The sequence below is a fragment of the Streptomyces sp. NPDC005955 genome, from assembly GCF_042871255.1.
Taxonomy (GTDB): domain Bacteria; phylum Actinomycetota; class Actinomycetes; order Streptomycetales; family Streptomycetaceae; genus Streptomyces.
The window spans coordinates 154,217-180,739 of record NZ_JBIAIF010000007.1; the positions used below are offsets into that span (position 1 = coordinate 154,217).

Here is a 26,523-nt window from a genome sequence, read left to right on the forward strand (position 1 = left end):
CGTGTCTCACCGAGTACCGCCCGGATCCCATCGGTGATCAGTGCGTGTTCCCCAGGTGTTCCCCAACTACTCGGGCTCGTTCCAGTCCCGCATGGCCGCTTCGATCTGCCGGTTGGCCCGGTCCTGGGTCCGGGCCAGAACCTTGGCGTACACGCGGAGCAGGACCGCCACCGAGTGCCCGGCGCGGCGAGCGCACTCCATCGGGTCAACGCCGGAACTCAGCCAGAACGAGACCCCCGCATGACGAAGGTCATAGGGGCGGCGGGCGAGGAGCGACGCTGCTTCGGGCTCCGTGAGCGCCGTCCGCCGGGCCGCCGCCCAGACCTCGCCGTACCCGGTCTCCTGGAGTAGACCGCCGCGGCCCGTTCGGAAGAGCCGTCCGTCGGGTGCCGTGCCATGCTGCGCGACGTGCTGGCGGAGCTGCCTCACGAAGTGCGGTGGGATCGGGACCGGCCGCGAGTCCTTCTCGGCCCGGGCCTTCAGATGCCGCGTCTCGTGCGCGGAACCGTCGTTGGTCCACCCCCGCCCGGCACGCACCGAACCCTTCCTGAGGGTGAGCGTCCCCCAGCCCGTTTCAGGCAGGTGGCACTGGGCGAGGGTGAGCGCCGTGGCCTCCGCGGGCCGCATCGCCGCGTAGTAGAGGCACCCGAAGAACGCTTCCAGGTGGGCGCCCCGCTTCCCCTGTTCGCGAACCCCGCGGAGGAGCATCCGTACCTGCCGGGGGTTCGCGACGCTGTCGGGGTCCACCTCTTCGACCGACTGCGGAGGCGTCCACTTCACCGTGGTGATGGGGTTCACCGGCACGCTGAAGTACTTCTCCTCCACGGCCAGCCCCAGTACCTCGCTGAGGCAAGCCCGCTTGCGTCGGGCCGTGCGGGGTGCGGCCACTGTCCCGTCGAGCTTGAGGCCCAGTGCGTCCAACGCGGCCCGCACCGTCTTGGCCTCTTCCAGGTCCGAGATGGGCAGGGAGTGCTTCTCCACCCAGGCGAGCGCCGCCGCGATCTCGTCCGGGGGAGTCAGGTCCCACCGGTTCTTGTTGTACGCCCAGCCGTAGAGCGCCGCCCTCAAGACCGACGGTGCAGGTCGCCCCTTGGCTGACTTGAGCAGCGCCGGTGTGATGGTGGCCAGGGCGTCGGCATAGTTCTTGCGGGACTTCGCGGGGGCGGCGGCCCACTTCCGGTCGATGTACGTGCGGGTGTGCTCGTACCAGGTGACGGAGCTGCGTTGTGCGCGCAACTCGGAGACGGGCAAGCCGGTGTCGCTGTCGAACTGTTCGCCCTTCCGGGCAGCGGTCATCAGCTCGGATCGGCGCCCATCGGCCTGGGCATACAGGGTGTAGCTCTTGGAGTGCTTCTGGCCTCCGACCCGCCAGTGCAGGCGGTAGGGCTTCGGCCGGTCGTTGCGGGTCTCGATCGAGTACACCCGGACGTCGTACGTGAGCGGCAACGGTTCTCCTCATGCCGCTGGGGCCCGTGAACGCGTCGTTCACGGGCCCCAGCATGGTGACGGTTTGGTCAGGCTGCCTGAGTGACTTCGTTGGCTTCCCACCACGCGTCGAGGTCGGCGCGGCGGACGCGGAGGTGGCCGTTCGGGAGCTTGATGAGCTTGGGCGCTTTGCCGCGGGCGCGCATGCGGTAGAAGGCGGCGCGGCTCATGTCGATCTCTTCGAGGACTTCGGGGAGCTTGAGCATCTTGGGCTGGGCCACAGCGAGGTTCCTTCGGGGCGCTGTCGGGTGGCTGGTGTTGTCCGAGGTGGGGATTTCTGCGTCACCGCGTCATCTGCGTCATCTAGGCGTCTGACCTGCTGCTTTTGGTGACGCAGAGGTCTACCGCCTGCGTCACCCGGTGACGCAGGCGTCCGCCCCGGGGTGACGCAGGTGACGCGGGGTGACGCAGGATTCGGGGCTCTGCGTCACCCTCGTTCCCGCAGGTCGTCGGGGGTTTTGGGGCCGTCGGTGACGCAGGTGACGCAGCGTCTCTCTTCTTAGGAAAAGAGAGGGTGAGTGTCTGTTGTGGTGTGGCCCTCAGGGATTGAAGAAGGAGCCGCTTCGCGGCGCGTCCTGAGCGCGGCGGCGAGCCGCCGAACAGCAAGAGGAGCACCCGGGGCGTGCCGTGTGGTGCTCCTCTTGCTTGTCCCGCGCACCCTGCGGTCAGAGCAGGGAGGGCTGCTCGTCGGCCGGGTGGTGGGGGCGGGTCATTTCGATGGACCGGGCGGCCTTGGTGCGGCCCCATTCGATCTGGACACCGCGGGCGGCGAGTACGGGCTGCAACCTCTTGAGGCGGTCGGAGAGGACTTTGCCGGTGGTGGGCCAGCCCTTGGGCAGGGGGCGGAAGTCGCCGTCGCCGGTGTAGAGCAGGGTGAGGGCGTGGAGCCACTCGGCGGACGTCATCCGCGTCGCCGCGCCCGGTTCGAGGGTGGCGGCGTGCTTGAGGACGGTCTGTGCCAACAGGTCGCCTTCGATGACGTCGTCGTTGAGGTCGTCGAGGCTTGCCCGGTACGCGTCCAAAGCTCCGAGGCTGGTGGCCGTGTCGAGCTGCGCGCACAGGTGGGCGAAGTCCGCCATGCGCAGGTCGGTGGGAATGTCGGCCCGGGTGGCGCGGACGGTGACGGCCAGATCGAGGACGCTCCCGAGGATCACGGGCAGCACCTCAGCGAACTCGGCCCACAGCTCCGCTTCCGTCCGCCGGACCTTCGGACGCTCCAGCCGGAGCGGGAGGAGGCGCTCGGCGAGGTCGGGGCGGATGACGCCGACGTCGATCCCGGTCAGCAGCAGGGGGCGCCGGTAGCGGGAGCGGACGACGTCGCCGTCGGTGAACAACGCCCGCTTGATGTTCTCCGCCCCCGTCACGACGCAGCACATCAAGTCGGACAGATCCGGGCCCAGGTGACTCAAGTTGTCGAGGGCGGTGACCCATCCGGCGGCGACGGCCGTGATCAGGTTCTCCTCGTCCTTCGGCGCGCGTCGCAGGTCACCGCTCATGCCCTCGATGATCCGCACCAGCATCCGCCCGGCGGTCGACTTCCCAGCGCCTTGCGGGCCGGTGAGGAAGGGGGCGGGTACGGGGACGTCGGGGCCGAGGCAGCCGATCAGCCACGCGAGGGCCAGGGTCTCGGCCCCGGCGGTGGCGAAGTTGCACAACCGCAGCAGAGCGTCGATGCCCTTGCCGTCGGTGTCCTTGACCGGCAGGGGGAGTTCCCCTGTGAGTTGGGTGCGGCGCCAGCACACCTCGCGCGGGTCGGGGGTGAGGATGTCCCACCCGGTGGGGTGGATACGGACGGACTGGCCGTCGTCCCGCCCGAGGTCGAGCCAGGTCGCCCCGTCGAACCCGGGGGCGACGCGGATGTGCACGGGCTGGACGTCCTCGGTGAGCGCGAGTGCTTCGATCAAGTCGAGTGCCTCCTTCAAGGCCGTGCCGTTGAAGACGCCCATGCCGTCGCGGAACAGGCCGACCATGAGTTCCTGGCGGTGGCTGCCGGTGGTGCCCTGGGAACGGATCGGGCGGGCGACGGGATGGCCGTTGCGCTGGGCGTAGACGGTGCCGTCGACGGTGCGGAAGTACCGGAAGTGAGCCTGCGCGTAGTCGGTGATGATCTCGCGGGCCGGTGTCTTCTCGTCCTCAGACATCGGCTACATCCCCAGCGCGGTGCGGGCGTTGGCCCAAGCGACCGCACAGTGCCGGGGCGACTCGCCCTTGGCGTGCGCGGCGGCGAACAGCCGCTCCACGTGCGCGGTGGTGAGGCAGCCGCACCGGCCATGGGTCGACAGCACGGCGAGGAACACCCTGTACACGGTGTGGTGGACCGCACCGGGGGCGTCGGTGATCCGCCGCTCCGCCATGGCGATACCCCGTTCCAGGTAGACGGGGCTGAGGTGACGGCACCCCGAGCCCCCGGCCCGCCCGGATGGCACCACCACGGACGGCCGGACCGCAACAGGAGATACCCCGGCGGTACGGGCGCGGGCGGTCTCGGCGCGGTCCAGCAAGGCCCGGACCGTGTTCGGCAGGGGCGCCACGGTGCCGGTGCCGGTGCCGAGCCACCGGGCGTAGGCCATCAGGCTCTTCACGTCGACACCGGGCCGGACACCGTTCGAGGACGGCATCGCGCCCCGGTAGATCCAGTGCTCGCCCCGGGTAGTGGGCACGGTCCGGGTGGGCGGGAGCGCCCGACGGGCCCAGGCGATCGCCTCGTCGTCGTCGAGGTCGACGACGGTGAGTCCGGCCCCGCCGGGGTGGTAGGCGACTCCGGCGGCGGACTGCCACGCGGACGCCCAGGCGGGCGAGGCGAGGACGGTGGGGTTGGTGGTGGCGGCGGCCCAGCCGTGGCACGGCCGCAGGCACCCGCAGGGGCCCGGGGTCAGCATGTTCGGGCGCCCGCCGCACGCGAGGGCCCCGCAGTCGACGCAGTTACCGACGGGGAGCTTCCCAGCCCGCAACGGCAGCACAGGCACCCTGCGACCCGCCAGGTCGAGCGCGATGGTCAAGAGGCGGGGAACCCGGACGGGGGGTCGCGGACGGGGGGTCGGTTGAGTCATGCTGGAGTCCTCCAGTTCATTGGCTTGTGCTGGATGAGGGCGGCCCCGGACTTTGGCGAGACGGGGGCCGCCCTCGGCGTTGGACGAAGTGGTCAGGCGTGGTGCTGGTGGGCCGGGAGGGTGAGGACGATGGCGGTGGCGTCGTCGCGGTAGCCGGTGTGGTCGGTGGTGGCTGCGGTGACGAGTGCGGTGGCGAGGGTCTGCGGGTCGTCGGCGTGTGCGCGGGCCAGGGCGGTGAGGGTGTCGGCGGGGACCTGGTCGTGGACGCCGTCGGAGACGAGGATGAGCACCGGGTCGGGGATGTCGGTCTCGTGGGTGGTGGCGACGGTCGCGGTGGACAGGGACAGCCGAACCCACGAGTCGTACGGGCGGGAGATCTCGATGGGCGGGCCGTCGAGGCGGGTCCGGACCCATTCGCCCATGGTGTGGTCGGTGGTGTGCAGGGTGAGGGTCTGGCCGTTCCAGCCGTAGGCGCGGCAGTCGCCCACCCACGCGACGTGGCTGCCGGTGGCGTCCACGCGGGCGGCGACGGCGACCGCGTCCGCCTCCTCGCCGTCGGGCCCCTCGTCGGCAACGAGGAGCGCGGCGGCGAGGAGGCCGGGGAGCGGGCCCCGGTGGGCGCTGTAGCGGGCGGCGGTTTCCGCGAGGAGCGGGGCGGTGCGGGATGTGTGCGGGCCGTGGCCGATACCGTCAATGACGGCGGCCCCGACAGTGCCATCCGAGAGGACGTACACACTGGCCGAGTCCGCGTTGTCGAGGGCGGTGCCCTCACGGGTGGCGTATCCGGTACGGATCATGGGTTCCTCTCAGTGCTGCGGGCAGGGGGGAGTCGTCGTAGGGCGGTGCGTCGTCGTGGCACGGGTTGCACTCCGGGCACAGGGTCAGTTCGCCCGGCCAGGTCGGGTTGGGGACGATGCCGCTGTCGCAGTCGTCGCGGGTGCAGGTTCCGGGGTTCTTCTTCTGGTTGGTCACAGCGCGGGGATGGTGTTGATGAGGGTGGTGGTGAGGTGGATGATGGGGTCGGCGGCGCCGGTGGAGGCGAGGAAGAATCCGAAGCCGGTGGCGGTGAAGGCGGCGGTGGGGGTGAGGGAGCCGCCCTTGAGGAGGAAGAAGAGGACGAGTCCGAAGAGGGCGACGAGGGAGATGGTGACGGCCATGTGGTGTCTCCTTCGGTGGGTGGTTCAGCGGGTCCCGGCGGTGTGGACGGCGCGGCTGTGGTTGGTGAGGCGTCGGCCGAGGCGGAGGCGTTTGCCGTGGCCCTTGCAGCGGCGGCAGGGCTTGTCGCGCTTGGGGCGTCCCTTGCGGTCGGTGACGACCTTGTGGCCGAAGCCCCGGCATGTGCGGCAGGTCCCGAACGGCGCGACCACGCATAACAGTGCGTAACCGGCGAGGGTGGTGAGTGCGATGAGGGCACTAGCGGTGAGCATGGGGTGCCTTCCCCTTTCCAGGGCTGGTTGCGGGGGTTTCCGCAGGTGGGCCGCTAGACGCTAGGTGGCTGGTCAGAAGCCGTGTAGGGCGCTAGTGCGGCTGCTAGACCTAGCGGCCCCAGCCGCTAGGTCTAGCGGGTGTGCTGGGTCAGGCGGCGGCCCGGTCGGCGTTACGGCGTGTGATGGCGGCGGTGATGTCGGTGCGTTCGATGCCGCGCCGGTTGGCGCCCTTGCCGTCGTCGGTGGTGCTCCAGACCTGGCCGGGCTTGATGCCGTAGGGCTTGAGGGTGGCGGTGACGTTCTCGCCCTTCCACCCGGCGTAGGTGTCGGGCCGCAGCGAGGCCAAGCGGGTGGCGATGCGCTCGCACCACACGGCCTTCTCGCCCTCGGCCATGACGTCGAGCACGTCCGCGAGGACGTCGGTGCTGGCGGCCTTGTCGGGGCCCTTGCCGATGGCGTGGCCGGTGACGTTGCCGTACTCCTCGCGGGCCTGGCGGGCGCGGGCCACGACCTGTTCGGCGGCGACCGCGTCCACGAACGCGGAGGCGACGATGCGCGGGTCGTCGCCTTCACCGGCCATCCAGCAGATTCCCCGGTCGGAGCGGGAGAACATGGTGGCCCGGTATCCCGACTTGTACATCGAGGTGCCCAGCACCATGTCGTTGGCGGGCTGGCCCATGACCTTCAGGCAGAACCGCAGGACCGCATTTGCACTGATCCCGGTGGGCAGGGACTTCGCGTCGGGGCGCTGGGTGCCGAACAGGGTCACGATGCCGAGCGCGGGGCCCCGCTTGACCAGGTCGGTGCAGATCGCCTCGATCTCCGCGCCGTGCTCGGGGTGCTCGAACGGCACCTGGCACTCATCGAACCCGACCACAATCGGGTGCAGCCCGAGGGACTTGTCGTCGGCGAGGGCGGGGGTGACCTTCGATTCCGGGCAGCGCGAGCGCGGCAGAGACTTGATGACCTTCGCCCGCCGCCGCAGCTCTTCCTTCAGTTCGCGCAGCGACTGGACGACGTAGGCGATGTCGTCGTCCTCTTCCCCGGCGCGGTAGCGGTGGCAGACGGGTTCCAGGGCGCCGAAGTCGCCGGTGCCCTTGAAGTCGAACGCGTGGACCTCGGCGCGGGGGTCGAGGGCGGCGATCAGGAGGAGCAGCCGCATGAGGAAGGTCTTGCCCATGCGGGGGATGGAGCCGACGACGACGGCCGCGAACATCAGCGTGACGGCGACGTCGCGCATGCGCTGGTCGTTGCCGAACACGACCGGCTTGAACAGGTCCACCGTCCCGGTCTTCAGCAGCGGCCACGCGGGTTTGGTGGTCTCGTTCATCGGCTTGTCCCCGACCCACAGGACCAGCCGTCCGTCGTGCTCGGCGGGGTCGGGCGAGGGCCAGACGCAGCCGACCTTGCGGCGAAGACCGGAGGCCAGGGGCTTGCGGGCGTCCATGATGTCGTCCGGGGTGACGCCGTAGGGCAGGTCGAGGTCGGCCCGGTAGCCGGGGCCGTCCCGCACGATCTCGCTGGTGAACCGCAGACCGTTCATGTCGCCGCCCTTCTTGATGGCGGCGGACACCTTCGCGTTCCCGATCGAGTCCAGCCCGCGCAGCACGATCGAGCCGGTGAGCTTTTGCACCTCGGTTTTCAGCACCGCCGGGCCGACGACCGGGGCGTCGGGCTGCTGCCCGGCCGCGCCGAGCAGCAGGACCCCGCCCGCCGCGAACGCGTACAGGAACGCGGGGGCGACGACGTACAGCCACAGGGCGAACCCGGTGCCGAACACGGCGGCGACGAGGGTGACCAGACCGCGCAGCCGGATACGACCGGCCCGAAGCCTCGCCAGGCGCATGTACTCCTCGACGTCCTCGGCCCGCACCGCGTGGTCACGCAGGGGCGCGGCCTCACGGTCCCACACCCACCGGTTGGTCGACGCGACGAACCGGCACGCTCCCCTCGGTGCCATCAGCGCGAGCCGACCGGCATATACCGGGGCACGGACACCGTGGTAGAGGGCGGCGTAGCCGAGGTTCGCGCCCGTGTGGCGGGCGGTCGCCAGGAAGTCCCGGCGGTTCGTCAGCCACCCGGCCAGCACCGGCTTACGTTTCTCCACCGTGACGCCCGGGTTGAGCAGGAGCGGGTTGTCCACCGCGACCGGCGCGGCGGACGTCCCATCGTCATGGTCTATGTCGGGCACGGGACGCAGGTGCGCCGCCGTGGGCGTGTTTGTCATGCTGGATGCTCCTGCTGCTCGGAAGAGTGGGAGGGCAGACCCCCGGGGACGGCCGTCCGGCCAAGGCATCGCCGTCCCCGGGGCGTGGCTACTTCCTCTTCGCGGCCCCGCGGTTGGTGTCCTGGCGGCGGGCGGCGCGTTCGTAGATGCGGTCGGCCTTGCGCTGGAGGTCGGAGAGGTCGACCGTTCCGGTGCCCTGCTTGTCGGGGTCCGCGAGGCCCCGCTTGGCCATCCGGGCGACCAGCCACGCCAGGGTGGCCTTCTCTCCCGCGGTCAGCTTCACGTCGGGCCGCTGGGTCGAGGACGGGTTGCGGTGCGGCATGTTCGGGCCCTTCTGGGCCGGGGCTGTCCCGGCTCCCCTCACCGCCCGCACGGCTCGTGCGGGCGGATCGGGCAACCGTCAGCCCTTGCGCCGCAAGGTGCCGAGGTTCTTCGCGGCGGTGGTGCCCTCGGGGCCACCGATAGACCGGACGACGGTCACGACACCCCACGCGAGGGCCACGGCGAGGAACGCCAGGATCGCGAGGTTCGCGGCGATGGCGGTCAGAGCGCCAACGAGCAGCGGACCGAAGTACACCCCCGCGGCCACCGTCCCGGCGCCGATACCGGAGCCGAGCGCGATGCGCTGCACCGTGCGGTCTGGGGGCGCTTGGTGGACGTGGACCACTTGCGGCTGCGGCATGGTGGCGGCCGGCGGGTGCGTGGTGGGGAGGTGGTTGGGGTGGATGTAGGTGTAGGTGCCGTCCGGGAGCTGCACCACTCGGGCCGGTTCGGGCAGGTGGTCCATTGCTTCCTCCCGGTCAGCGGCGGCGCTTGGCGTTGAGGGCGCGGATCTCCGCGTCCCGGGCGTCCTGGAGGGCCTGGGCCCGGGCGTCGATCGCGATCTGCTTGCTCGCGTCGTATCCCTTCGCCGCCGAGAGGCGGGCAAGGCGGCCCCACTTCTCCGCGCGGGCGTTCGCCTCGGCCCGGTCCTGCTCCGCCATCCGCTCGTCGGCCGCAGCCCTCCCCCGCCGCTCCCAATCAGCAGCAGCGGCGGCGGCCTTCTTCTTTCCGAACATGCCGGTGTCCTTTCGGTGATGTGTGTGGTGCAGGGGAGCGCCCCGGGCCGGATTCGATCCGGCACCGTCACGGCGTGACCGGGGCTGTCGTCAGACAGGGCGGTTAGCTGGCCTTGGGCTTGTTCCTACGGTGGCAGGCGTGGTGCGCGCCGGCGGGGGACCAACCGGGGCGTTGTCCGCCTCCGCCCCACATGCCGGGGGTGGTGCCGGCGGGGTTGATGGGGCCGGGGTCGGGGCGGGTGATCTCGTCGCCCTTGCGCGGGGTCTTGTCACGCCACTTGCCCATCACGGACCTCCCTGTCCGAAGAGCGGTTGTCGGTGCAGGGCAGGCAGGCCCCCAAGGACCGAGGGATGCAGTACCCGGCGGTCTGTCCACACGCGGGGCAGGTGCAGCGGGCGGTCATCGCTTTCGCGAGGGCGGCCCGACGGCCCGGCGTCATCGGACGCACCGGCAGCGCCCGGTCGACCCGGTAGAGGTAGGCCACCAGCGGCCCCCGCCCACGACGGCGGGGCCGTTCGAGCTGAGCGACGACGTCCTGCCCGCCGGGCCGCAGCCCGCGGGCGCGCAGTTGCCGCCGCGTCGCCAGCCCCGCCGGCGCAAGCCTCCACGGGTAGACCGGAAGCGCCCCCATCACCCGCCCCCCGCCGCGCGGAGCTCCGCGCGGCTGCGCTGGTCCGCCCAAGGGCGCGGCGAGGTGGTGTCCCAACAGTGGGGGCGCAGCCCGTCGGCGGCGTTGAACACGCGGACCGCGGCGCCGGAAGCGGTGCCGGGGGTGTGGAGGAGGTCGTAGACGCGGGCCTGGTTCAGGGTGGCCAGGGTGCGGGCCGCGTGGTGCTCGCATCCCTCGATGCGGGTGTTCCGGGAGTCGAGGACCGCGACGGCCACCGGGCCGCGGCACGGGGTCGGATCGCCCGGGTGGGCCGCGGGGCAGCGCGTCATGAGCCGTCCTCCCCCGCCGGAACACGGTCCGCGGAGGTGGCGGTGACGACGCGCTTCCACGCGCCCCGCAGCCGTACTTCAGACGCGGAGTGCCCCGCCGCGCGGAAGCGGGTGGCCATTTCTCGGTAGGACAGGGCGGGCGATCGGCTGTGCCGAATGTCCGTGACCACCGCGTCCAACGCCGCGTCCGTGAGCGTCGACGTGCCGTCCAGGGCCAGGGGGGACACCGGGTCGATGGGCCCCCAGACCGGAAGAGACCACTGGGGTGTGACGTCGGGTGTGACGCGGGTCGTCACGCTGGTCAGAGCCCTACCAGTGTCCTGCCCGTCCCGCGCGGTTTCCAGCATCGACCACGCCCGAGACAGGGTGACGGCCGTGGTCGCTTGGACGCGGGCGACGCGGGCGCCAGCCTCCGTCACGGCCGTCAACCGCGTCTCCTCCGTCGCCGCGTCCGCCCGCAACCGAGCACGAGCGACGGCCGCTTCGTCACGGGCCTCTTGCTGGATACCCCGGATCGCCCCCAACGCGGACGGTGTCAGCGCCGTCTGCTCCCACAATCCGTGCACCACCCACAAGGCTTTGGCCGCGATCGGCAGCCACGCCACAGCCAGCCACGCACCCGTCGACTCCCCCGCCGACACCGCGTGGGCGACCAGAACGCCCGTTGCGACGACACCGAAGGCCCACCCCACAGCCGTGACCACACGGCTGTGGTCGCCTTGTGCTGCGAGACGGCGTTCGTAGGCGAGGGTGGCCAGCCACCCTCCGTCCAACCCCAAACCGACCACCAACGCGATCGGCCACGGCATCGCGGCGCCCAACCACATCACGACCACCGCCAACGTGAGCACCATGCTCACGGCCGTCATCGCGACGGCGGGCAGCACCGTCCGCACCCCCTTCATGCCGCCTCCCCCGGGATGCCGCGGTTGGTCAGGGCCCGGCGGGCGTCCAACACCCGGCGCCGGGTCCGACGCAGACGGCGGGCGTCCACCTCGGACGGGGGCCGGTCCAACACCGTGATCTGCGCGTCCAAGTAGTCGATCTCCGCCCGAATCAGGGGAAGTTCGACGTCGATCGCGTCCAGCTCGGCATCCGTCGGCCCCTCGTTGGGGGCGATCTTCAGTACCGTGGTCATGGGTCGTGATTCCTCTCAGGTGCAACGGCCCGAAATGCGGCCCCGGTGCTGGAACACCGGGGCCGCGCGCCGTTTGAACAGGTGGTCAGCTCAGACGGTGGTGATGAGCAGCGCGGCGACCAGCAGCCACGCGTGGTGCCAGGACTGGTCGAGCGCGTAGGCGCCTGTCCCCAGATGCGCGGCCGGAGTACCGGCGACGGTGACCGGGTGCGCGGGGTGGGCGGGAGTGCCCAGGGCGTAGAACTCGGCCTGCCCCAGCAGCCGGGCCAGGCGGGCGAGGGTGGTGCGGCGGTCGGCCCACCAATGGGTCACCGCGTCGACCGCGAACCCCAGCAGCAGACCCAGCGCGGAGAGGTGCAGGTCCAGTAGCCAGACCACCAGGGCGAGGACCACGGCCTTGGTGGCGGTCAGAGTGGCGACGTGCCGGACATCCGCCAGACGGCCCACCCACCCCGCCGCACCCTTATGCGCGGCCTGGTGCGAGGTCTGGACCCAGTGGTCACCCACACTGTGGGCGACGTACAGGGCGACGAAGACAGCAGCGAAAACAGCGGCCGAAGCCATCGGAACTCCTTGGTCAGGGATGCCCCAGCCGGACCGGCAGGAGCGCAACGCGGTGAAGGGGTGCCCCGGGCCGGATTCGATCCGGCACCGTCACGGCCCCCGCACGAGCGGGACCGGGGCTGTGTCACGCAAAGCCGCGGTCAGCGGCCGGTCTTCTCGATCAGGCGCACGTTCTGCGCGTCAGCGCCGTGCTCGTCCGCCGCCCACTTCCGGACGGCGGCGTCGGCCGCGGCCGTGGTCCTCTCGGTGACCTCGCCCATGGCCTCCCCAGACGTACGGTCCTGCGGGATCTGAACGGTGGCGTAGAAGCGGTACGTCGGCATGCGATGTCCTCTCAACAAAGGTGTAAGCGCCGGGAATCCGGCAGATCCCTGCACGTCAGCACGCACAGGAAAGCGCCCCGGGCCGGATTCGATCCGGCACCATCACGGCCCCCGCACGAGCGGGACCAGGGCTGTGTCGCACAAGCCGCGGGTCAGCGGCCCGTGAGGTGAGCCGCGTCCTCGTAGGCGCCGCGGATCAGGGCCTGTTGATAGGCCCGCTCAGCCGGGGCCGGCGGCGGGTCCATCGACCCCAAGTCCGCGGCCCATCCGTCAGCTTGCTGTTCCAACATGCGTGCGGTGCGCTCGTCCTGCGCCATCAGCGCACCTCCGGCTGAGCCGTGTGCTCCGCGGCGTTCCCCGACGCGTTGCGGTACGCGGCCTGGAAGTGCTCCAAGCTGTTCCGCATCGGATGCGACGGCGCCGAAGCGATCTCGTCACACCGCCGGGCCAGACCATCAGCCCGTGCCTGTTCCTCCGCGGCGAACGCCTCCGACGGGCCCTGGTTGCTGCGTCCCCAGCCCATCGTGTTCACCGCCCGCCACGAGCACGAGCGGCATCAGCACTACGCCGATTCGCCTCAGCAGCCTTACGGGCCAGCGCGGCTCGCTCCACTTCTGTCAAACTCGTTCCCACAGGTCCTCCAGATCAGGTGCCTGTACGCGGCACCCGGGGGGCAACCCGGGTGCCGCACCTTGTTGGGCCGGATCACTTCCCGACTCCCCACACCCCGCCCGTACGACCCCACGAAACGGGCCGGACGGGCGAGGGAGGCAACCGCCAGCACCCAGTGCTGGAACCCTGACCGCCGACGCCCGGGGAACTCCCGGAACGCCCGCAGTAAGGGGGATGACGCGAAGGGCTAGCCGTTCGTACCGGTCCAGCACGAAAGCGCCCAGAGCATTCGCTGAGTCATTTGCTGACCTCTCGAACGAGGGGGCAGGACAGGGCTGCACTCGCTGACCGTTGCCACGGACAGCGAGCCCCGAGCCCAGACACGGGCGCGTCATCGTCACTGCTCTGACGCGAAAGCAGGGCGGCCGTGCGGCGGGTGGCGCCCACGCGACTGACCTCCCCGGAAGGGGAAGCGTGATCCACGTAGGCGTTCTCCAGAGCCGCCACACAAGCAAGGTGTGCCGCCGACGGCCCTCACCCGGCCGCCACAGGGACGGGGACTTCCACCCCGCCGTTCACTCACACACTCTGTTCAGTTCTCAACGACCAGACGCTTCCTTCAGGCTCACTCCCGCTAACGGGACCCTCCGGGCGTTTCTGCGCGGTGATCGCGGGGCTTGGTCCGCGATCTGGTGCGCACCAGAAGAATGCATCTGGTGCGCACCAGATGTCAAGGTGGTTCGCCGATCGAGTGCTGGGCGACCCGCCGTGCGCATCTCTAGAAGACCTCCAGAGGCAGGGGTTCCGGTAGCCAACAGGGCTTAACTCCCATGCTGTTAACCCCTGTTGACCTGCGGGAACGTGCGCCATGCTGGCAAGGTGAGTGGAGGAGAAACCAACACCGGGAGGTGGCCCGTGAGTACGGGACTTCGCAGCGCGCGGAAGGCGCGTGGCTGGTCGCAGGAGCGACTGGTTCGGGAGATCGAGCAGTTCGCTCGACGGAACCTCATGGACGTCGCGTCGATCGCGAGTCTGCGGGTGTACGTGTCTGAGTGGGAGAACGACAAGCGCACCATCTCTGATCGGTACGCGAGCATCCTGCGGCAGCTTCTCGGCCTCACGGACGAGGAACTGCGGAATGCCCCTCCACCTCAGACGGCACCGGTGGCCGACGGCTACGACGATCTGCTGAGTCGTATCGATGCCGCGAGCAGCGTCGGTACGTCCATGGTGAAGACGTTCAACGATCAGACCGAACTACTGCGCACCATGGACCGGCAGCGGGGCGCCGCCGCCCTGGTCGACCAGATGAGGGGCCACCTGACGGCCCTTGAAGACGCGCTCAACTTCGCTGTGCTGCCCACCACGCGTCGACCTGTGGCCCTGGCCCTCGCGGGGGCGTCAACTCTCGCGGCGTGGCAGGCGATCGACTCGGGAGCGGTCGAGCGCGCGTGGCGCCACTACGAGCTCGCCAAGCGCGCGGCGCGTGACGCCGAAGAACCCATGTATCTGGCTCACGCCATGGGTGAACAGGCATACGTGCTCTGTGAGGCCGGGCGCCCAGCGCTCGCCGTCGACCTGGTGCGCGACGCCCAGCGCACCGTGGGCACGGCCGGTTCCGCACGGCTCCGGGCTTGGCTGTACGCGGCCGAGGCCGAGGTGTGCGCCCACGCCGGTATGGCGGACGACTGCCGGCGCGCGCTGGACGCGGCCATGGCCAGCATCCCGCCGGGCCCCGAGGACCGAGACCCGGACATGGTGAGCATCTTCCTGAACGGTGCCCATCTCGCGCGGTGGCGCGGCAACATCCTCGCCCTGCTCGGCGAGGAGGAGGCGGTGACCAGCCTCTACGACGCTCTGGAGGTGATGGACCCGACGTTCGTGCGGGCCCGGGGCGGTCTCCACACCGATTTGGCCCAAGCACACCTCATGCGGGCCGAGTACGACGACGCCCACACCCACCTGAGGCAGGCGCGGCTACTGGCGGGCCGCACCGGTTCGGTGCGGCAGCGCCGTCGCGTCGACCTTCTCACTTCGCGTCTGTGAGCCCCTGTGCACGTCGGGTCGCCAGGATGTGCAGCAGGGCCACGAGCGTGCCGGAGCCCATCAGCTCACCACGGGCCATGAGGCCGGGGATGTCCGCCAGCGGCACCCACTCGATGTGGCCGGACTCCTCCAGATCGGTCGGTTCTCCGACCCTCTCGGCACCGTGCCCAACGAAGATCTCATGGGGCGAGTCGACCATGCCGACCATGGGCTGATAGGTCACGACGTGCTCCAGCGACTTGGGTCGCCACCCCGTCTCCTCGACGGTCTCCCGTAGCGCCGTGTCGGCCGCGTCCTCTCCCTGGTCGACGATGCCACCCGGGAGCTCCCAGCCGAATTGCTGCGGGACGAAGCGGTACCGCCACATCATCAGCACACGGTCCTGATCATCGACCACGGCCGTGATCGCCACGTGGTGAAGTCGCACGACGTGGTGTTCGAAGCGCTCCACCCCGGGCGGCTCGACGTCCCAGAGTTGGAGCTTGACCCACCGGTTGTCGTACACGTCGCGCTCGCCGTGGATGACCCACGGTTCCACGCCCTCCGGGCGTTGGACGCTCACCGCGCCCGGCACCCGGTACGAACTGCGTCCGCGAACCTCCAACTGACCCTCGGAGACGAGGCGGGCGAGTACCTGCCGTAGAGCGGTCCGGCCGATGCCCAGTTCTTCCACGAGCGCCCGTTCCGAGGGGAACTTGTCGCCGGGGGCGTACTCGCCCGCCGCGAGCCGTGCGCGAAGCGTCTCGTAGACCCTCGTCGTCTTCGGTCCCATCCGCGGAGCACTCTCCGTTCCTAGGTGGTGCGTACCAGCGTAGCGGGGATGGGTCACACTTCCTCCGGTCATGGGATGGGCCACGGGTGCCCGGGGGACACCCCTGATTCCCCAGGTGTCCCCCGGGCGGGCGCCGGAGGGCCGAACGCCCTGGTCAAGGGAGTCTGGTGGAGCCCGCTGTAAATCTGCCGGCTCAGCCTTCCCAGGTTCGAATCCTGGCGCCGCCACACTTGGGTAAGGAACCCCCTGACCACGCTGATACAGCAGGTCAGGGGGTTCTTTCGTGTCCGGGGGGAAAGGCGGGACTTCCGGGGCTCTACGCGTTCGAGTGGAGGCGGTCCGTGCGGTCAGTTTCCCGATCCGGCGCGGAGCCCCTCGTGCAGCCACTGGCGTAGCAACGCTGCCTTGTGATGCCGCCCCAGCAGGACGTACGCCCGCTCCCACACCTTCGGATCCGCCAGCGGCAGCCCGCTCCACGATCCGGTGACCCGCGAGGGCAGGGGCACGACCTCGTCAGCGGTCCGGAGGGCGAATCCCACCAGCACGTCGATGGAATGGTCGCCGCCGTCGATCAGGTACCGCCGGTGGGTCGCGTACACCGGATCGCCACCGGTCGCGTCCAGGAACGAGAACCCGCCGTCGTCCAGCGCCTCGCGCACCACATCGCCCGGGGAGTCGACGGTCAGGTCCCAGTCGCGGGCGGTGTCGGCGAGTCCCAGCGCGACGAGCAGGCCCGACCCGCCCAACGCGGGCTCCATGCCGTGCGTCGACAGGCACTGGACGACGTGTTGGACGACGGTGACGGAAGGGATCCGCATCGAAGCAGCTTAGACGCGCACCGCACGTCCGCACGACGAGGAAGGGCCCCGCCGCGCCGTGACCAAGGCGTGGCGGGGCCCTCCCGGTGGCCGCCGACCCGCTCACCCGAGGGTCGACGACGTCCATGAGCGGCCGGGCACCGGGCAGGCGTCAGCGGCCGGTGGGCGCCCGGCTCAGGCGGCCGGGCACTCCTTCCACGCCAGGTGGTAGACGGTGGAGATGCTGCCGTCCGTGGAGTCCATCGTCATGAAGCTGGTCTTGCCCGGGTCGGAGTCGCCGAGCAGCACCCGCAGCTCCGTGTTGACGTTGACGCTGCGCTTCACTCCGCAGGGCGCCCACACCAGTTGCGCCCAGTCGGTGGAGTCCGTGGCCTGCCAGTCCTCCGCCATCGGACCGTGGAAGGTGTGGGTCCGGGCCGCGGTGTTGGACGAGCCCTGGAAGTAGTACGACGCCTTCTCGACGCCCGTCACCCCGGCTTCGAGCGAGGCGAACCCGCGGTAGTCGGCGCTGCTGATGGCGTAGGTGAAGCCCTGCGGGACGTGCACGAGCAGGCCGAGCTGACAGTTCTTCCGGAACGAGGTCGGCGACGAGGCGCCGCCCGCGTTGGCGAGGTAGTCGCTGTAGGTGACGGTGAAGGCGGTGTTGTCGGGCGAGGTGGCGACGGCCGCCGTTCCGGCCCGGCAGCCGGAGCCGTTGACGGTGACGACATCCACGGTGACCTTGCCCGGGGGCGGGCTACTGGCGGTGGCGACCTGGGCGGTGGCGCTCTGCGCGGGGATGACCGCGGCGAAGAGTGCGGCGACCGCGCTGGAGACGAGCAATCCGCGAACCATGGTTCTCCTGTCCGTTGCGTGAGGACCGCCGCGGCGCCGGTGCGGTGCCGCGGTCGGTGGGTGGGGGACGGCCGTCCGCAGGGGGCGGCCGGTCGGGCGGAAGAGCTGGGGCGGGTGGTCGCCGAACGGGGTCCGTTGCGGCGGGCCCGGGTCGCCCGGCCCCGGACGGGCCCCTCCCGCGCGGGCGGGAGGGCGCCGGGGTCCGGGCGGTTCCGTCAGGGGCCGACGCGTCCCGGGACGGTCCGTGACGGGGCCGTCGGGGTCACGGCGCGGGGCACTCCCGCCACGCCAGGTGGTAGACGGTGTCGAGGTTGCCGTCCGTCGAGTCCATGGTCATGAAGCTGGTCTTGGTGCGGTCCGACGTGCCCGCGTTCACGCGCAGTTCGGTGTTGATGTTGAGGTTGCGCTTGACCCCGCACGGCGCCCAGACGAGGTTCGGCCACTCCGTGGTGTCGGTCGCCTGCCAGTCCTCGACGAGGGGACCGTAGAAGGTGTGCGCGCGGAACGCGGTGGCCGGCGAGCCCTGGAAGTAGTACGAGGCCTTCTCGACGCCGGACGATCCGGGCTCCAGGGAGGCGAACCCGCGGTAGTCGGTGCTCATGATCGCGTAGGTGAAGCCGTGCGGCACGTGCACGATCAGGTTGAGCTGACAGTTCTTCCGGAAGTCCGTCGGGAGCGAGGTGCCGCCGACCTTGGCCAGGTAGTCGCTGTACGTCACCGTGAAGGCCGTGTTGTCGGGCGACACGGCGACGGCGGCGGTGCCCGCCGGACACCCCGAGCCGTTGACGGTCGCGACCTCGATCACGATCTTGTCCGGAGGGGCCTCGATGGTCGAAACGGATGCGCTGGCGCCTTGGGCGGGCAGCGCCGCCGCGAGGAGCGCGGCAGCCGCCACACCGGAGGCGAGCAGAGCACGAGCCATGGTTCTCCTGTCCAATGCCTGGCCCCGCGGCGGCGCGTGGAGCGGGCACCGCCGCGCGGGTGGGGGGTGGTGGTGACCGCCCGCTGGACACGGGACGGTCGGCCGGGCCGGCGCGTCGGCGACGGCCTCGGGGGTGTGCGGCACGCAGCATGCACACCGGGCATTGGAGCCGTATGAGGAAGTGAGAGTCGCGTGAGTCGTGCACATGTCAACTACTGACCGTGAGTCAGCCCGACGACCCCCATCTGCGGATACGCAGGGGCGGGCGGAATCCCCCCGCACCGGACCGGCGGCGGATCTCGGCCAACATCGGCCCCCGGGGGAGCCGCGCGCAGACTCCGGGGGCACGTGACGCACGGGTGTGCCGGGCGCTGTTGTCGGTGGTCCGGGGCACACTGGTGGGATGTCCTCGCGCCGCAGAACCTGCCCCGAGTGCCACCGAGAAATCGCCGTTGTGGCGGGCCGCTTCGCCCGGCACGACCCGCCGGGCGCACGCGGTGCCGGTTCCCTGCTGTCCTGCCCGGGCTCGCGCCGGGACGCCCCACTCGGGGCGGCGCAGCCTCATCTGGACGGCTATGCGCTCCCGGAGTTCCCCGGACAGCTCCCCCTCTTCTGAGTCCGCCCCCACGGACGGGGACGGCCCCACCTACGGGCGGCGCCCCCGCCGAATGCGGCGCAGCCGCCCCCAGCACCGCCGTGACGCTCCGTCACCCCCCGCGCCCGGTGCCTTAGTTGCCGGCGACCGCCTTCACCGCGACGGACACGGGCACCTGTCCCGAGATCAGGTCCAGGGTCAGCCCCGCCGTCGCCGGGGTCTCCAGCAACTCCGCAAGGACCGCGGCGACATCGTCCCGCGGCACCGCGCCGCGCCCGGACGACGCCTCCAGCCGGACGAGCCCCGTCCCGGCGTCGTCCGTCAACCGGCCGGGCCGCAGGACCGTCACGTCCAGACCGCGCCGGGACCGCACCTCGGCGTCGGCCGCGCCCTTCGCCCGCAGGTACACGTCGAACACCTCGTCGCCGGGGTGCGCGGGGTCCGCGCTCAGCGAGGAGACGATCACGAAGCGGCGGACTCCGGCGCGTTCGGCCGCATCCGCGAGGAGCACCGCCGCGCCCCGGTCCACCGTGTCCTTGCGGGCGGTGCCGCTGCCCTGGCCGGCGCCCGCGGCGAACACCGCCGCATCGGCCCCCGCGAGGTGCGCGGCGACCTCGTCGACGGTGGCCGACTCCAGGTCGCAGACGACGGGCTCCGCACCGGCCGCCCGCAGGTCGTCCGCCTGCTCGGCGCGTCGGATGAGCCCCACCGCTTCGTCCCCGCGTCGGGCGAGCAACCGCTCCAGCCGCAACGCGATCTGACCGTGTCCTCCGGCAATGACAATGCGCATACCCCGACGGTACGCCCACCTCCCACCCGGAGCACGCCCGCAATCCACGACCCGCAATCCACGACCCGCGATCCGCAACCACGGCCCGCGACCCGCGACCGACGACCACCGTCGGCCGCCGACCGTCGGCCGCCGACCGCCGAGCGGTTCAGCCCCGCGCGGGCGGCCGTCCCTGCCGGGGAAGGTCCAGCGCCGCCGCCACGGCCGAGTCGCAGTACTCCCGCACCGCACTCGTCCGGGCGACCACCCGCCCCCGGTGCACCACGACACGGCTGTACCCCAACGACAGCACCGCCCCCAGCCGTTCCCCCCGCACCGCCAGCAACTCCGCGGGGAATCCGGCCTCCACCCGCACCTCGGGCAGCCCGAGCACCCCGCGGGCCGCCCCGCACACGGTGGCGTACGCGTCCTCGGGCCGCACCCCGTACCGCGAGGCCAACAGGTACGCCGCCTCCAACGGGTCCCCCCGCCCGACCGGGTTGCCCACGTCCCGCAGCGCGCCGCTCCCCGCGGCCACCCGCACCCCCGCGGCCCGCAGCAGCCGCACCGGCGTCGTCTCCCGGCGCTCCGCGCCCACGCAGCCGCCCTGCGGCAGACAGACGACCGTGACCCCGGCCGCCGCCAGCCGGTCCGCGACCCGCCCCGCCGCCTCCGCGGGCAGCCGTGCGAGTCCGCCGCAGGGGCCGAGGGTGACCCCGGGCCGCAGCCCCCCGGCCATCGCCGCGAGCCGGGCGAGCCGGGCGGGGTCGTCCCCGTCGGTGTGGAGGTCGACGGCGCACCCGTACTCCGCGGCGAGTTCCAGCACGGCCTGGACGTACCCCGGGGGGTCCGGGTCGACGTCCGGGCAGCCCCCCACCACCAGGGCCCCCATCCCGATCGCGTCGCGCAACAGGGCGAGCCCGTCCGCGCCCGCCGTCCCGGTCAGCAGGCGGGGCATCGCCACCACCGACAGGTCGGCCAGCCCCCGCAGGGCCCGCCGGGCCCGGAGCGCCCCCTCCAACGCCCCCAGCCCGGGCACGTCCCCGACGCGCACATGGGTCCGCAGGGCCGTCGCCCCGTGGCCGAGTTGGAGCAGCGCGGCTTCGGTGGCCCGCCGTTGCACGTCATGGGGGTCGTACGAGACGGGACCCTCGGCGTCGGCCGACAGGGCGGTGTCCCCGTGGGCGTGGGGTTCGGCGGGCGCCGGCAACAGCAGGTACCCGTCCAGGTCGATCCGGGCGGAGGCGTACGCGGTGAGGCTGCCCGCGGTGCCGACGGCTTCGATCCGGTCGCCGACGATCCGCACGTCCACGGTCCTGCCGTCCGCGAGACGGGCGTCACACAGCAGCAGCCCCGTGCCGTCGGCCGCGCCGCCCTCGTCGCCGGAGGGCCGGGGAGAGCCGGCGGACGGCTGCTGCGGCTGGCTGTCGGGCATCGCTCTCCTGAGTGCTCGGCCGTCGTGATCACACAGCGTGAGTCGAGCCTAGGGTGGCAGCCGGAAAGCTCCCGGGAGGAGCGCAATAGTCGTACTGATTGTGGTGCGCCCGGTGGATCCGGCCCCGGACGGTGCGCCTGCGTCGGCTGTGGCGCGTCCCCGGGGCGCCGGCGCGACAGGGCGGAGCGACGGGGTGCGCACGGCTCTGACCAGCGGGGGAGCAGGTGTACCGAGGGGCGCGGGAGGTGCCGGGCGACCGGCGGGGCGCGCGTGGTGGAGGCGGTCGCGGGCCCGGCGGAAACGGCTCTCCGCCCCCTTGCGCGCGCCGGGAAACGGATTTGGGCGAACGGCGGGCGACCGTGTAATGTCTTCATCGCTCGCCCCAATAGCTCAGTCGGCAGAGCGTCTCCATGGTAAGGAGAAGGTCAACGGTTCGATTCCGTTTTGGGGCTCTGGTGTGTGAGGTTCCCCGCTCTCAGGCGGGGTTCCGTAGCGCATCGCAGCGGTGTAGCTCAGTCGGTAGAGCAAGCGGCTCATAATCGCTGTGTCACCGGTTCAAGTCCGGTCACCGCTACTAACAGTAGCCGATTGCGGGGTCGGTCCTTCGGTCGGCTACTCTTTCCTGTGTTAATGCCATTCAATCCGTTCGTCAAGGAGCACTCACGTGGCTGCCACCGACGTCCGCCCGAAGATCACGCTGGCCTGCGTGGAGTGCAAGGAGCGGAACTACATCACCAAGAAGAACCGGCGTAACAACCCGGATCGACTGGAGATGAAGAAGCACTGCCCGCGTTGCAATGCGCACACCGCGCATCGCGAAACGCGATAGTTTTCAGGCTCGTTCGCGAGGCCGTCCCCACGTTCCGGGGGCGGCCTCGCGGCGTTTTCCAGCCCAGGTTCACCGGTGCGGCCCACGGGGTCGGCCCGTGTGACGGAAGACCAGGAGGTGCCGCGCCCATGGCGCTCGATCAGTCCTTCGTGGGGCGGAGCTACCCGCCCACCGAACCGTACGAGGTGGGCCGGGAGAAGATCCGGGAGTTCGCGGAGGCGATCGGGGACCCGCATCCCGCCTACGTCGACCCCGAGGCCGCGAAGGCGCTCGGCCACCCGGACGTGATCGCCCCGCCGACCTTCGTCTTCGCGATCACCTTCAAGGCCGCCGGCCAGGTCATCGCCGATCCTCAGCTCGGCCTCGACTACAGCCGGGTCGTCCACGGCGACCAGCGCTTCACCTACCGGCGGCCGGTACGGGCCGGGGACCGGCTGACGGTCACCAGCACCATCGAAGGCATCAAGTCCCTCGCGGGCAACGACATCCTGGACATCCGGGGCGAGGTCCACGACGAGACCGGCGAGCACGTGGTCACCGCCTGGACCAAGCTCGTGTCCCGCGCGGCCGAGGAGGCGTGACGATGACGGCGAACACCACGGCACCGTCCTACGACGACGTCGAGGTCGGTACGGAACTGCCCGCGGCCACCTTCACGGTGACCCGCGCCACCCTCGTGCGCTACGCGGGTGCGTCCGGTGACTTCAACCCGATCCACTGGAACGAGCGCTTCGCCAAGGGCGTGGGCCTGCCGGACGTGATCGCGCACGGCATGTTCACCATGGCCGAGGCGGTCCGGGTCGTCACCGACTGGACCGGGGACCCGGGCGCGGTCGTCGAGTACGGCGTCCGCTTCACCAAGCCGGTCGTCGTCCCCGACGACGACGCCGGCGCGACCATCGAGGTCAGCGCGAAGGTCGGCGCCAAGCTGGACGACGGCCTGGTCCGCGTCGACCTCACGGCCACCTCCGCGGGCCTCAAGGTCCTCGGCATGTCCCGCGCCGTCGTACGCCTGCCCTGACCGGCACGGCCCGGACACGTCCCGGGCCCGGCACAGCCCGGACACGTTCAGGCGCACCCCGGGCACCCCGGGCCGCCGTCCTTCCCGGACGGCGGCCCGGACCCGTTCCGCACGCACCCCCGCACCCCGCTTGCCAACTTAGTGATTGAGTACTAACTTTCTCTCCATGGTCAGGATGAGCGCAGAAGAACGCCGCGAGGCCGTCATCGCGGCGGCCGTCACCGAGTTCTCCCGGGGCGGCTACTTCGGCACCTCCACGGAGGCGATCGCCAAGCGGGTGGGCGTCTCGCAGCCGTACCTCTTCCGGCTCTTCCCCGGAAAGAAGGCGATCTTCCACGCGGCGGCCATGCGGTGCATGGCGAACGTCAAGCGCCGCTTCGAGACCGCCGCCGAGGGGTTCCAGGGCGAGGACGCGCTCAAGGCCATGGCGGCCGAGTACTACCAGTTGATCACCGACGATCCGGTGCAGCTCCACATGATGATGCAGATCTACGTCTCCGTCGGCGCCGCCGAGGCGGCGGGGGAGACCGGCTTCGGCGAGGCGGTCCGCGAAAGCTGGATGGACCTCTGGGACACGGTCAGCGCACTGCTCGGCGACTCCGCGGGGCAGAGCGTCACCCATTTCATGGCGCACGGCATGCTCATCAACTCCGTCGCCCTGATGGGCTTCCCGCACGACCACCGGATCTGGGACGGCCTGCACATCTCGGGCCCCGACTCCGAGCCCCCGCCGACCGACTGATCCGCGCCGGCCGCACGGCCGCACGGCCGCACGGTCGGCGCGGCGAGTGCCGTGCGCACCCTTCCGGGGCGGGGTGTGCACGTCCCTGCCCGCAGAAATTAGTGATCAATAACTACCACACCGACACCCACACCGACACATGGGTACAGAGGAACCAGGGGAGACCAATGGACCAGCAGACCGCCCGGCGCGGCGGCACCGTGTGGACGCTCGTGATCACCAGCATCGCCGGGTTCATGGCGGCGCTCGACAACCTCGTCGTCACCACCGCACTGCCCTCGATCCGTGAGGACCTCGGCGGCGGGCTCGAAGAGCTGGAGTGGACCGTCAGCGCCTACACGCTGACCTTCGCCGTGCTCCTGATGCTCGGCGCGGCGCTCGGCGACCGCTTCGGACGACGCCGGCTGTTCATCGTCGGACTCACCGTCTTCACCGGGGCCTCCGCCGCCGCGGCCCTCGCCCCCGGCATCGACTCGCTCATCGGCGCCCGAGCCGTCCAGGGCATCGGCGCCGCGATCATGATGCCGCTCACCCTGACCCTGCTCATCGCCGCCGTCCCGGTGGCCCGCCGCGGCATGGCGCTCGGGGTGTGGGGCGCGGTCAACGGGCTCGCCGTCGCGCTCGGCCCGTTGGTGGGCGGCGGACTCACCGAACACGTCGCCTGGCAGTGGATCTTCTGGCTGAACGTCCCGATCGGCCTCGCCCTGCTGCCGCTGTCCCGGATGCGCCTGGCCGAGTCCTACGCACCCGGCGCCCGCATCGACGTCCCCGGCACCCTGCTCGCCAGCCTCGGCCTGTTCGGGATCGTCTACTCGCTCGTCACCGTCAACTCGCACAGCTGGACCGACCCGGCCGTCCTCACCGGGCTGATCGCCGGGACGGTGCTGCTCATCGCCTTCGTCCGGTACGAGCAGCGCACCGACCGCCCCATGCTGCCGATGCGCCTCTTCCGCAGCCGGGCGTTCTCCGGCATCAACGCGGCGAGCCTGCTGATGTTCCTCGGGATGTTCGGCTCCATCTTCCTGCTCAGCCAGTACTTCCAAGGGGTCTGCGGCTACTCGCCGACCGAGACGGGCCTGCGCATGCTGCCGTGGACCGCGATGCCGCTGTTCGTCGCACCGATTGCCGGGTACCTCTCCGACCGGATCGGGGGACGTCCCGTGGTCGCCACCGGACTCTTCCTCCAGGCCGTCGGACTCGCCCTGTTCGCGTTCGCCGTCGGCCCGGACGCCTCCTACGCGGCGCACCTGCCCGCCCTGATCGTCGGCGGGGTCGGCATGGCCATGTACTTCGCGCCCGCCGCCCACCTGGTGATGTCCAGCGTGCGCGTCGAGGAGCGGGGCATCGCCTCCGGCGCCAACAACGCACTGCGGGAACTCGGCGGAGCGCTCGGCGTCGCCGTGCTGGCCTCGGTCTTCTCCGCCCGGGGCGGCTACGAGAGCGGGCAGCGGTTCGTCGACGGACTGGTGCCCGCACTGTGGCTGGGCTCCGGAGCGGTGGCCCTGGCGGCGATCGCCGTGCTCGTCATCCCGCGCCGCCCGGCCGAGGTCCCGGACGCGACCGGGCCGGTCGACGCCACCGGCCCGTCCGGACAGGACAAGGTGCTGGCCTGACCCCCGCCCCCGCGCCCCCTGGCTGCCGGTGGTGGCCCGACACCCTGCGGTCCCCGGCCATCGGTCGGGGACCGCACCCGTCGGCCCCGTAGTCTGGTCGGGTGCTCCAGACCCACGACACCCCGCTCGCCCCGCTGACGACGTTCCGGCTCGGCGGGCCCGCCGCCACGCTGCTCACCGCGACCACGGACGCCGAGGTGGTCGACGCGGTCCGCGCCGCCGACGACACCGGCACCCCGCTGCTCCTCATCGGCGGCGGCAGCAACCTGGTGATCGGTGACCGCGGCTTCGGGGGGACCGCCCTGCGCATCGCGACCCGCGGCTGCGAACGGGACGGCACCCGGTGGGAGTTCGCCGCGGGCGAGGTCTGGACCGACGCCGTGGCCCGGGTGGTGGAAGCGGGACACGCCGGGATCGAGTGCCTGGCCGGCATCCCCGGCTCCGTCGGCGCCACCCCGATCCAGAACGTGGGCGCCTACGGCCAGGAGGTCGCCTCCGTCATCACCGAGGTCGTCGCCTACGACCGCCGCGCCCGCGAGACGGTCACCCTCACCGGCGAGGAGTGCGGGTTCTCCTACCGGCACAGCCGCTTCAAGGCCGAGCCGGACCGGTACGTCGTCCTGCGCGTCCGGTTCGACCTGGAGGACGCGGACGGACGGTCGGCGCCGATCCGGTACGGCGAGACCGCCCGGGTGCTCGGCGTCGAGGTCGGCGACCGGGTGCCGCTGGAGCGGGCCCGCGAGACCGTGCTCAAACTCCGGGCGGGCAAGGGCATGGTGCTGGACCCCGAGGACCACGACACCTGGTCCGCCGGGTCGTTCTTCACCAACCCGATCCTCGATGCGACCGAGTTCGCCGCCTTCCGCGAGCGCGTCGCCGAGCGGCTCGGCCCCGACGCCGCCCCGCCCGCGTTCCCGGCGGGCGAGGACCGCACCAAGACCTCCGCGGCCTGGCTGATCGACCGCGCCGGCTTCACCAAGGGGTACGGGAGCGGCGCCGCCCGGATCTCCGGGAAGCACACCCTCGCCCTCACCAACCGGGGCGCGGCCACCACCGAGGACCTGCTGGCGCTCGCCCGCGAGGTGGTCGCCGGGGTCCGGGACGCGTTCGGCGTCACCCTGGTCAACGAGCCGGTGCTGGTCGGCGTCCGGCTGTAGTTCCAGCTCCGGTTCTCCGCGCGACGCACGACGCACGACGCACGACGCAGGAACGGGAGGTGGGGGGCCCCGGGGGGGGCCCCCCCCCCCCGGTACCGCGGATCCCCCCGCTCAGCCGCGGCGGGCGCGGCGGGCGGGGACCGCCG

At 71.5% G+C, this 26,523-nt stretch carries 35 protein-coding genes and 2 tRNA genes; 10 read left to right on the plus strand and 27 right to left on the minus strand.

Annotated features, from left to right (window positions below):
• Window positions 1-66: 66 nt before the first annotated feature.
• From ACFYOU_RS19105 to ACFYOU_RS19205, 21 genes are all read right to left on the minus strand, one after another.
• Window positions 67-1,446 carry a tyrosine-type recombinase/integrase gene (locus ACFYOU_RS19105; RefSeq protein WP_391306995.1) on the minus strand — a complete coding sequence of 460 codons (1,380 nt, stop codon included), beginning with the start codon at window positions 1,444-1,446 and terminating at the stop codon, window positions 67-69.
• A gap of 68 nt (window positions 1,447-1,514) precedes the next feature.
• On the minus strand, window positions 1,515-1,706 hold the full coding sequence (locus ACFYOU_RS19110; protein ID WP_391306996.1) for a helix-turn-helix domain-containing protein: 192 nt from the start codon (window positions 1,704-1,706) through the stop codon (window positions 1,515-1,517).
• Window positions 1,707-2,150: 444 nt separating this feature from the next.
• Window positions 2,151-3,626 carry an ATP-binding protein gene (locus ACFYOU_RS19115; RefSeq protein ID WP_391306998.1) on the minus strand — a complete coding sequence of 492 codons (1,476 nt, stop codon included), beginning with the start codon at window positions 3,624-3,626 and terminating at the stop codon, window positions 2,151-2,153.
• Window positions 3,627-3,629: 3 nt separating this feature from the next.
• On the minus strand, window positions 3,630-4,535 hold the full coding sequence (locus ACFYOU_RS19120) for a bifunctional DNA primase/polymerase (protein WP_391307000.1): 906 nt from the start codon (window positions 4,533-4,535) through the stop codon (window positions 3,630-3,632).
• 92 nt (window positions 4,536-4,627) lie between these two features.
• Window positions 4,628-5,332, minus strand: a complete 705-nt coding sequence (locus tag ACFYOU_RS19125; protein ID WP_391307002.1) for a hypothetical protein — start codon at window positions 5,330-5,332, stop codon at window positions 4,628-4,630.
• Window positions 5,304-5,507 (minus strand): hypothetical protein, encoded by a 204-nt coding sequence (locus ACFYOU_RS19130; RefSeq protein ID WP_391307004.1) that lies wholly within the window; start codon window positions 5,505-5,507, stop codon window positions 5,304-5,306. Before ACFYOU_RS19130 ends, ACFYOU_RS19125 begins: the two co-directional genes overlap by 29 nt.
• Window positions 5,504-5,692 carry a hypothetical protein gene (locus ACFYOU_RS19135; protein ID WP_391307005.1) on the minus strand — a complete coding sequence of 63 codons (189 nt, stop codon included), beginning with the start codon at window positions 5,690-5,692 and terminating at the stop codon, window positions 5,504-5,506. Before ACFYOU_RS19135 ends, ACFYOU_RS19130 begins: the two co-directional genes overlap by 4 nt.
• Window positions 5,693-5,716: 24 nt before the next feature.
• A complete protein-coding gene (locus ACFYOU_RS19140; RefSeq protein ID WP_391307006.1) occupies window positions 5,717-5,962 on the minus strand; it encodes a hypothetical protein in 246 nt (81 codons plus the stop codon).
• A gap of 148 nt (window positions 5,963-6,110) precedes the next feature.
• A complete protein-coding gene (locus ACFYOU_RS19145; protein ID WP_391307007.1) occupies window positions 6,111-8,189 on the minus strand; it encodes a cell division protein FtsK in 2,079 nt (692 codons plus the stop codon).
• A gap of 88 nt (window positions 8,190-8,277) precedes the next feature.
• Window positions 8,278-8,511, minus strand: a complete 234-nt coding sequence (locus tag ACFYOU_RS19150) for a DUF6257 family protein (RefSeq protein WP_391307009.1) — start codon at window positions 8,509-8,511, stop codon at window positions 8,278-8,280.
• A gap of 78 nt (window positions 8,512-8,589) precedes the next feature.
• Window positions 8,590-8,976, minus strand: a complete 387-nt coding sequence (locus ACFYOU_RS19155; RefSeq protein WP_391307010.1) for a DUF6251 family protein — start codon at window positions 8,974-8,976, stop codon at window positions 8,590-8,592.
• 13 nt (window positions 8,977-8,989) lie between these two features.
• A complete protein-coding gene (locus tag ACFYOU_RS19160; protein WP_391307012.1) occupies window positions 8,990-9,247 on the minus strand; it encodes a hypothetical protein in 258 nt (85 codons plus the stop codon).
• Window positions 9,248-9,350: 103 nt separating this feature from the next.
• Entirely contained in the window at window positions 9,351-9,533 is a 183-nt protein-coding gene (locus ACFYOU_RS19165) for a hypothetical protein (protein WP_391307014.1), read from the minus strand.
• Window positions 9,517-9,879: an RRQRL motif-containing zinc-binding protein gene (locus ACFYOU_RS19170; protein ID WP_391307016.1), complete on the minus strand. Its 363-nt coding sequence runs from the start codon at window positions 9,877-9,879 to the stop codon at window positions 9,517-9,519. The genes ACFYOU_RS19165 and ACFYOU_RS19170 overlap by 17 nt, the downstream gene beginning before the upstream one ends.
• Complete coding sequence (locus ACFYOU_RS19175; protein WP_391307018.1) at window positions 9,879-10,187, minus strand: hypothetical protein; 309 nt, start codon at window positions 10,185-10,187, stop codon at window positions 9,879-9,881. The genes ACFYOU_RS19170 and ACFYOU_RS19175 overlap by 1 nt, the downstream gene beginning before the upstream one ends.
• On the minus strand, window positions 10,184-11,092 hold the full coding sequence (locus ACFYOU_RS19180; protein ID WP_391307020.1) for a protein spdB: 909 nt from the start codon (window positions 11,090-11,092) through the stop codon (window positions 10,184-10,186). The genes ACFYOU_RS19175 and ACFYOU_RS19180 overlap by 4 nt, the downstream gene beginning before the upstream one ends.
• Window positions 11,089-11,325, minus strand: coding sequence for a DUF6284 family protein (locus ACFYOU_RS19185; protein ID WP_391307022.1), 237 nt, complete (start codon window positions 11,323-11,325; stop codon window positions 11,089-11,091). The genes ACFYOU_RS19180 and ACFYOU_RS19185 overlap by 4 nt, the downstream gene beginning before the upstream one ends.
• A gap of 90 nt (window positions 11,326-11,415) precedes the next feature.
• On the minus strand, window positions 11,416-11,889 hold the full coding sequence (locus tag ACFYOU_RS19190; protein WP_391307023.1) for a transcriptional regulator: 474 nt from the start codon (window positions 11,887-11,889) through the stop codon (window positions 11,416-11,418).
• A 140-nt stretch (window positions 11,890-12,029) separates the two neighbouring features.
• On the minus strand, window positions 12,030-12,212 hold the full coding sequence (locus ACFYOU_RS19195; protein ID WP_391307024.1) for a hypothetical protein: 183 nt from the start codon (window positions 12,210-12,212) through the stop codon (window positions 12,030-12,032).
• 152 nt (window positions 12,213-12,364) lie between these two features.
• Window positions 12,365-12,529, minus strand: a complete 165-nt coding sequence (locus tag ACFYOU_RS19200) for a hypothetical protein (protein WP_391307026.1) — start codon at window positions 12,527-12,529, stop codon at window positions 12,365-12,367.
• Entirely contained in the window at window positions 12,529-12,735 is a 207-nt protein-coding gene (locus ACFYOU_RS19205) for a hypothetical protein (protein WP_391307028.1), read from the minus strand. The genes ACFYOU_RS19200 and ACFYOU_RS19205 overlap by 1 nt, the downstream gene beginning before the upstream one ends.
• A 1,004-nt stretch (window positions 12,736-13,739) precedes the next feature.
• Between ACFYOU_RS19205 and ACFYOU_RS19210 the strand changes: the two genes are divergently transcribed.
• Entirely contained in the window at window positions 13,740-14,870 is a 1,131-nt protein-coding gene (locus ACFYOU_RS19210; protein WP_391307030.1) for an XRE family transcriptional regulator, read from the plus strand.
• On the opposite strand, the gene ACFYOU_RS19215 is transcribed toward ACFYOU_RS19210, so the two are convergent.
• From ACFYOU_RS19215 to ACFYOU_RS19230, 4 genes are all read right to left on the minus strand, one after another.
• Window positions 14,854-15,642 (minus strand): NUDIX domain-containing protein, encoded by a 789-nt coding sequence (locus tag ACFYOU_RS19215; protein WP_389771066.1) that lies wholly within the window; start codon window positions 15,640-15,642, stop codon window positions 14,854-14,856. The two genes, ACFYOU_RS19210 and ACFYOU_RS19215, sit on opposite strands and share 17 nt — an antisense overlap.
• 347 nt (window positions 15,643-15,989) lie before the next feature.
• A complete protein-coding gene (locus ACFYOU_RS19220; RefSeq protein WP_391307032.1) occupies window positions 15,990-16,460 on the minus strand; it encodes a hypothetical protein in 471 nt (156 codons plus the stop codon).
• Window positions 16,461-16,634: 174 nt separating this feature from the next.
• On the minus strand, window positions 16,635-17,294 hold the full coding sequence (locus ACFYOU_RS19225; RefSeq protein WP_389771071.1) for a DUF4360 domain-containing protein: 660 nt from the start codon (window positions 17,292-17,294) through the stop codon (window positions 16,635-16,637).
• Between the two features lie 262 nt (window positions 17,295-17,556).
• Complete coding sequence (locus ACFYOU_RS19230) at window positions 17,557-18,216, minus strand: DUF4360 domain-containing protein (protein ID WP_389771074.1); 660 nt, start codon at window positions 18,214-18,216, stop codon at window positions 17,557-17,559.
• A 403-nt stretch (window positions 18,217-18,619) separates the two neighbouring features.
• Here ACFYOU_RS19230 and ACFYOU_RS19235 point away from each other — a divergent pair, with 403 nt between their 5' ends.
• On the plus strand, window positions 18,620-18,832 hold the full coding sequence (locus tag ACFYOU_RS19235; protein ID WP_389771077.1) for a hypothetical protein: 213 nt from the start codon (window positions 18,620-18,622) through the stop codon (window positions 18,830-18,832).
• A gap of 112 nt (window positions 18,833-18,944) precedes the next feature.
• On the opposite strand, the gene ACFYOU_RS19240 is transcribed toward ACFYOU_RS19235, so the two are convergent.
• A complete protein-coding gene (locus tag ACFYOU_RS19240) occupies window positions 18,945-19,601 on the minus strand; it encodes an NAD(P)H-binding protein (RefSeq protein WP_391307035.1) in 657 nt (218 codons plus the stop codon).
• Between the two features lie 148 nt (window positions 19,602-19,749).
• The gene (locus ACFYOU_RS19245; protein WP_391307037.1) at window positions 19,750-21,015 is read right to left on the minus strand and encodes an amidohydrolase family protein; all 1,266 of its coding nucleotides are present in this window, start codon (window positions 21,013-21,015) and stop codon (window positions 19,750-19,752) included.
• Between the two features lie 379 nt (window positions 21,016-21,394).
• On the opposite strand from ACFYOU_RS19245, the gene ACFYOU_RS19250 reads away from it, so the two are divergent.
• The 8 genes from ACFYOU_RS19250 to ACFYOU_RS19285 all read left to right on the plus strand — a co-directional run bounded on the left by ACFYOU_RS19250 (window position 21,395) and on the right by ACFYOU_RS19285 (window position 26,377).
• A tRNA-Thr gene (locus ACFYOU_RS19250) sits at window positions 21,395-21,467 on the plus strand.
• A 49-nt stretch (window positions 21,468-21,516) separates the two neighbouring features.
• Window positions 21,517-21,589: transfer RNA gene (locus ACFYOU_RS19255), tRNA-Met, on the plus strand.
• 90 nt (window positions 21,590-21,679) lie between these two features.
• Entirely contained in the window at window positions 21,680-21,844 is a 165-nt protein-coding gene (gene rpmG, locus ACFYOU_RS19260; RefSeq protein WP_003948671.1) for a 50S ribosomal protein L33, read from the plus strand.
• 128 nt (window positions 21,845-21,972) lie between these two features.
• Window positions 21,973-22,425, plus strand: coding sequence for a MaoC family dehydratase N-terminal domain-containing protein (locus ACFYOU_RS19265; protein WP_385496049.1), 453 nt, complete (start codon window positions 21,973-21,975; stop codon window positions 22,423-22,425).
• 2 nt (window positions 22,426-22,427) lie between these two features.
• Window positions 22,428-22,865 (plus strand): MaoC family dehydratase, encoded by a 438-nt coding sequence (locus ACFYOU_RS19270; RefSeq protein ID WP_389771084.1) that lies wholly within the window; start codon window positions 22,428-22,430, stop codon window positions 22,863-22,865.
• A 166-nt stretch (window positions 22,866-23,031) separates the two neighbouring features.
• Window positions 23,032-23,607: a TetR family transcriptional regulator gene (locus tag ACFYOU_RS19275; RefSeq protein ID WP_391307039.1), complete on the plus strand. Its 576-nt coding sequence runs from the start codon at window positions 23,032-23,034 to the stop codon at window positions 23,605-23,607.
• Between the two features lie 167 nt (window positions 23,608-23,774).
• Window positions 23,775-25,220 carry a DHA2 family efflux MFS transporter permease subunit gene (locus tag ACFYOU_RS19280; RefSeq protein ID WP_391307041.1) on the plus strand — a complete coding sequence of 482 codons (1,446 nt, stop codon included), beginning with the start codon at window positions 23,775-23,777 and terminating at the stop codon, window positions 25,218-25,220.
• Window positions 25,221-25,321: 101 nt separating this feature from the next.
• Complete coding sequence (locus tag ACFYOU_RS19285) at window positions 25,322-26,377, plus strand: UDP-N-acetylmuramate dehydrogenase (protein WP_391307043.1); 1,056 nt, start codon at window positions 25,322-25,324, stop codon at window positions 26,375-26,377.
• Window positions 26,378-26,523: the final 146 nt, after the last annotated feature.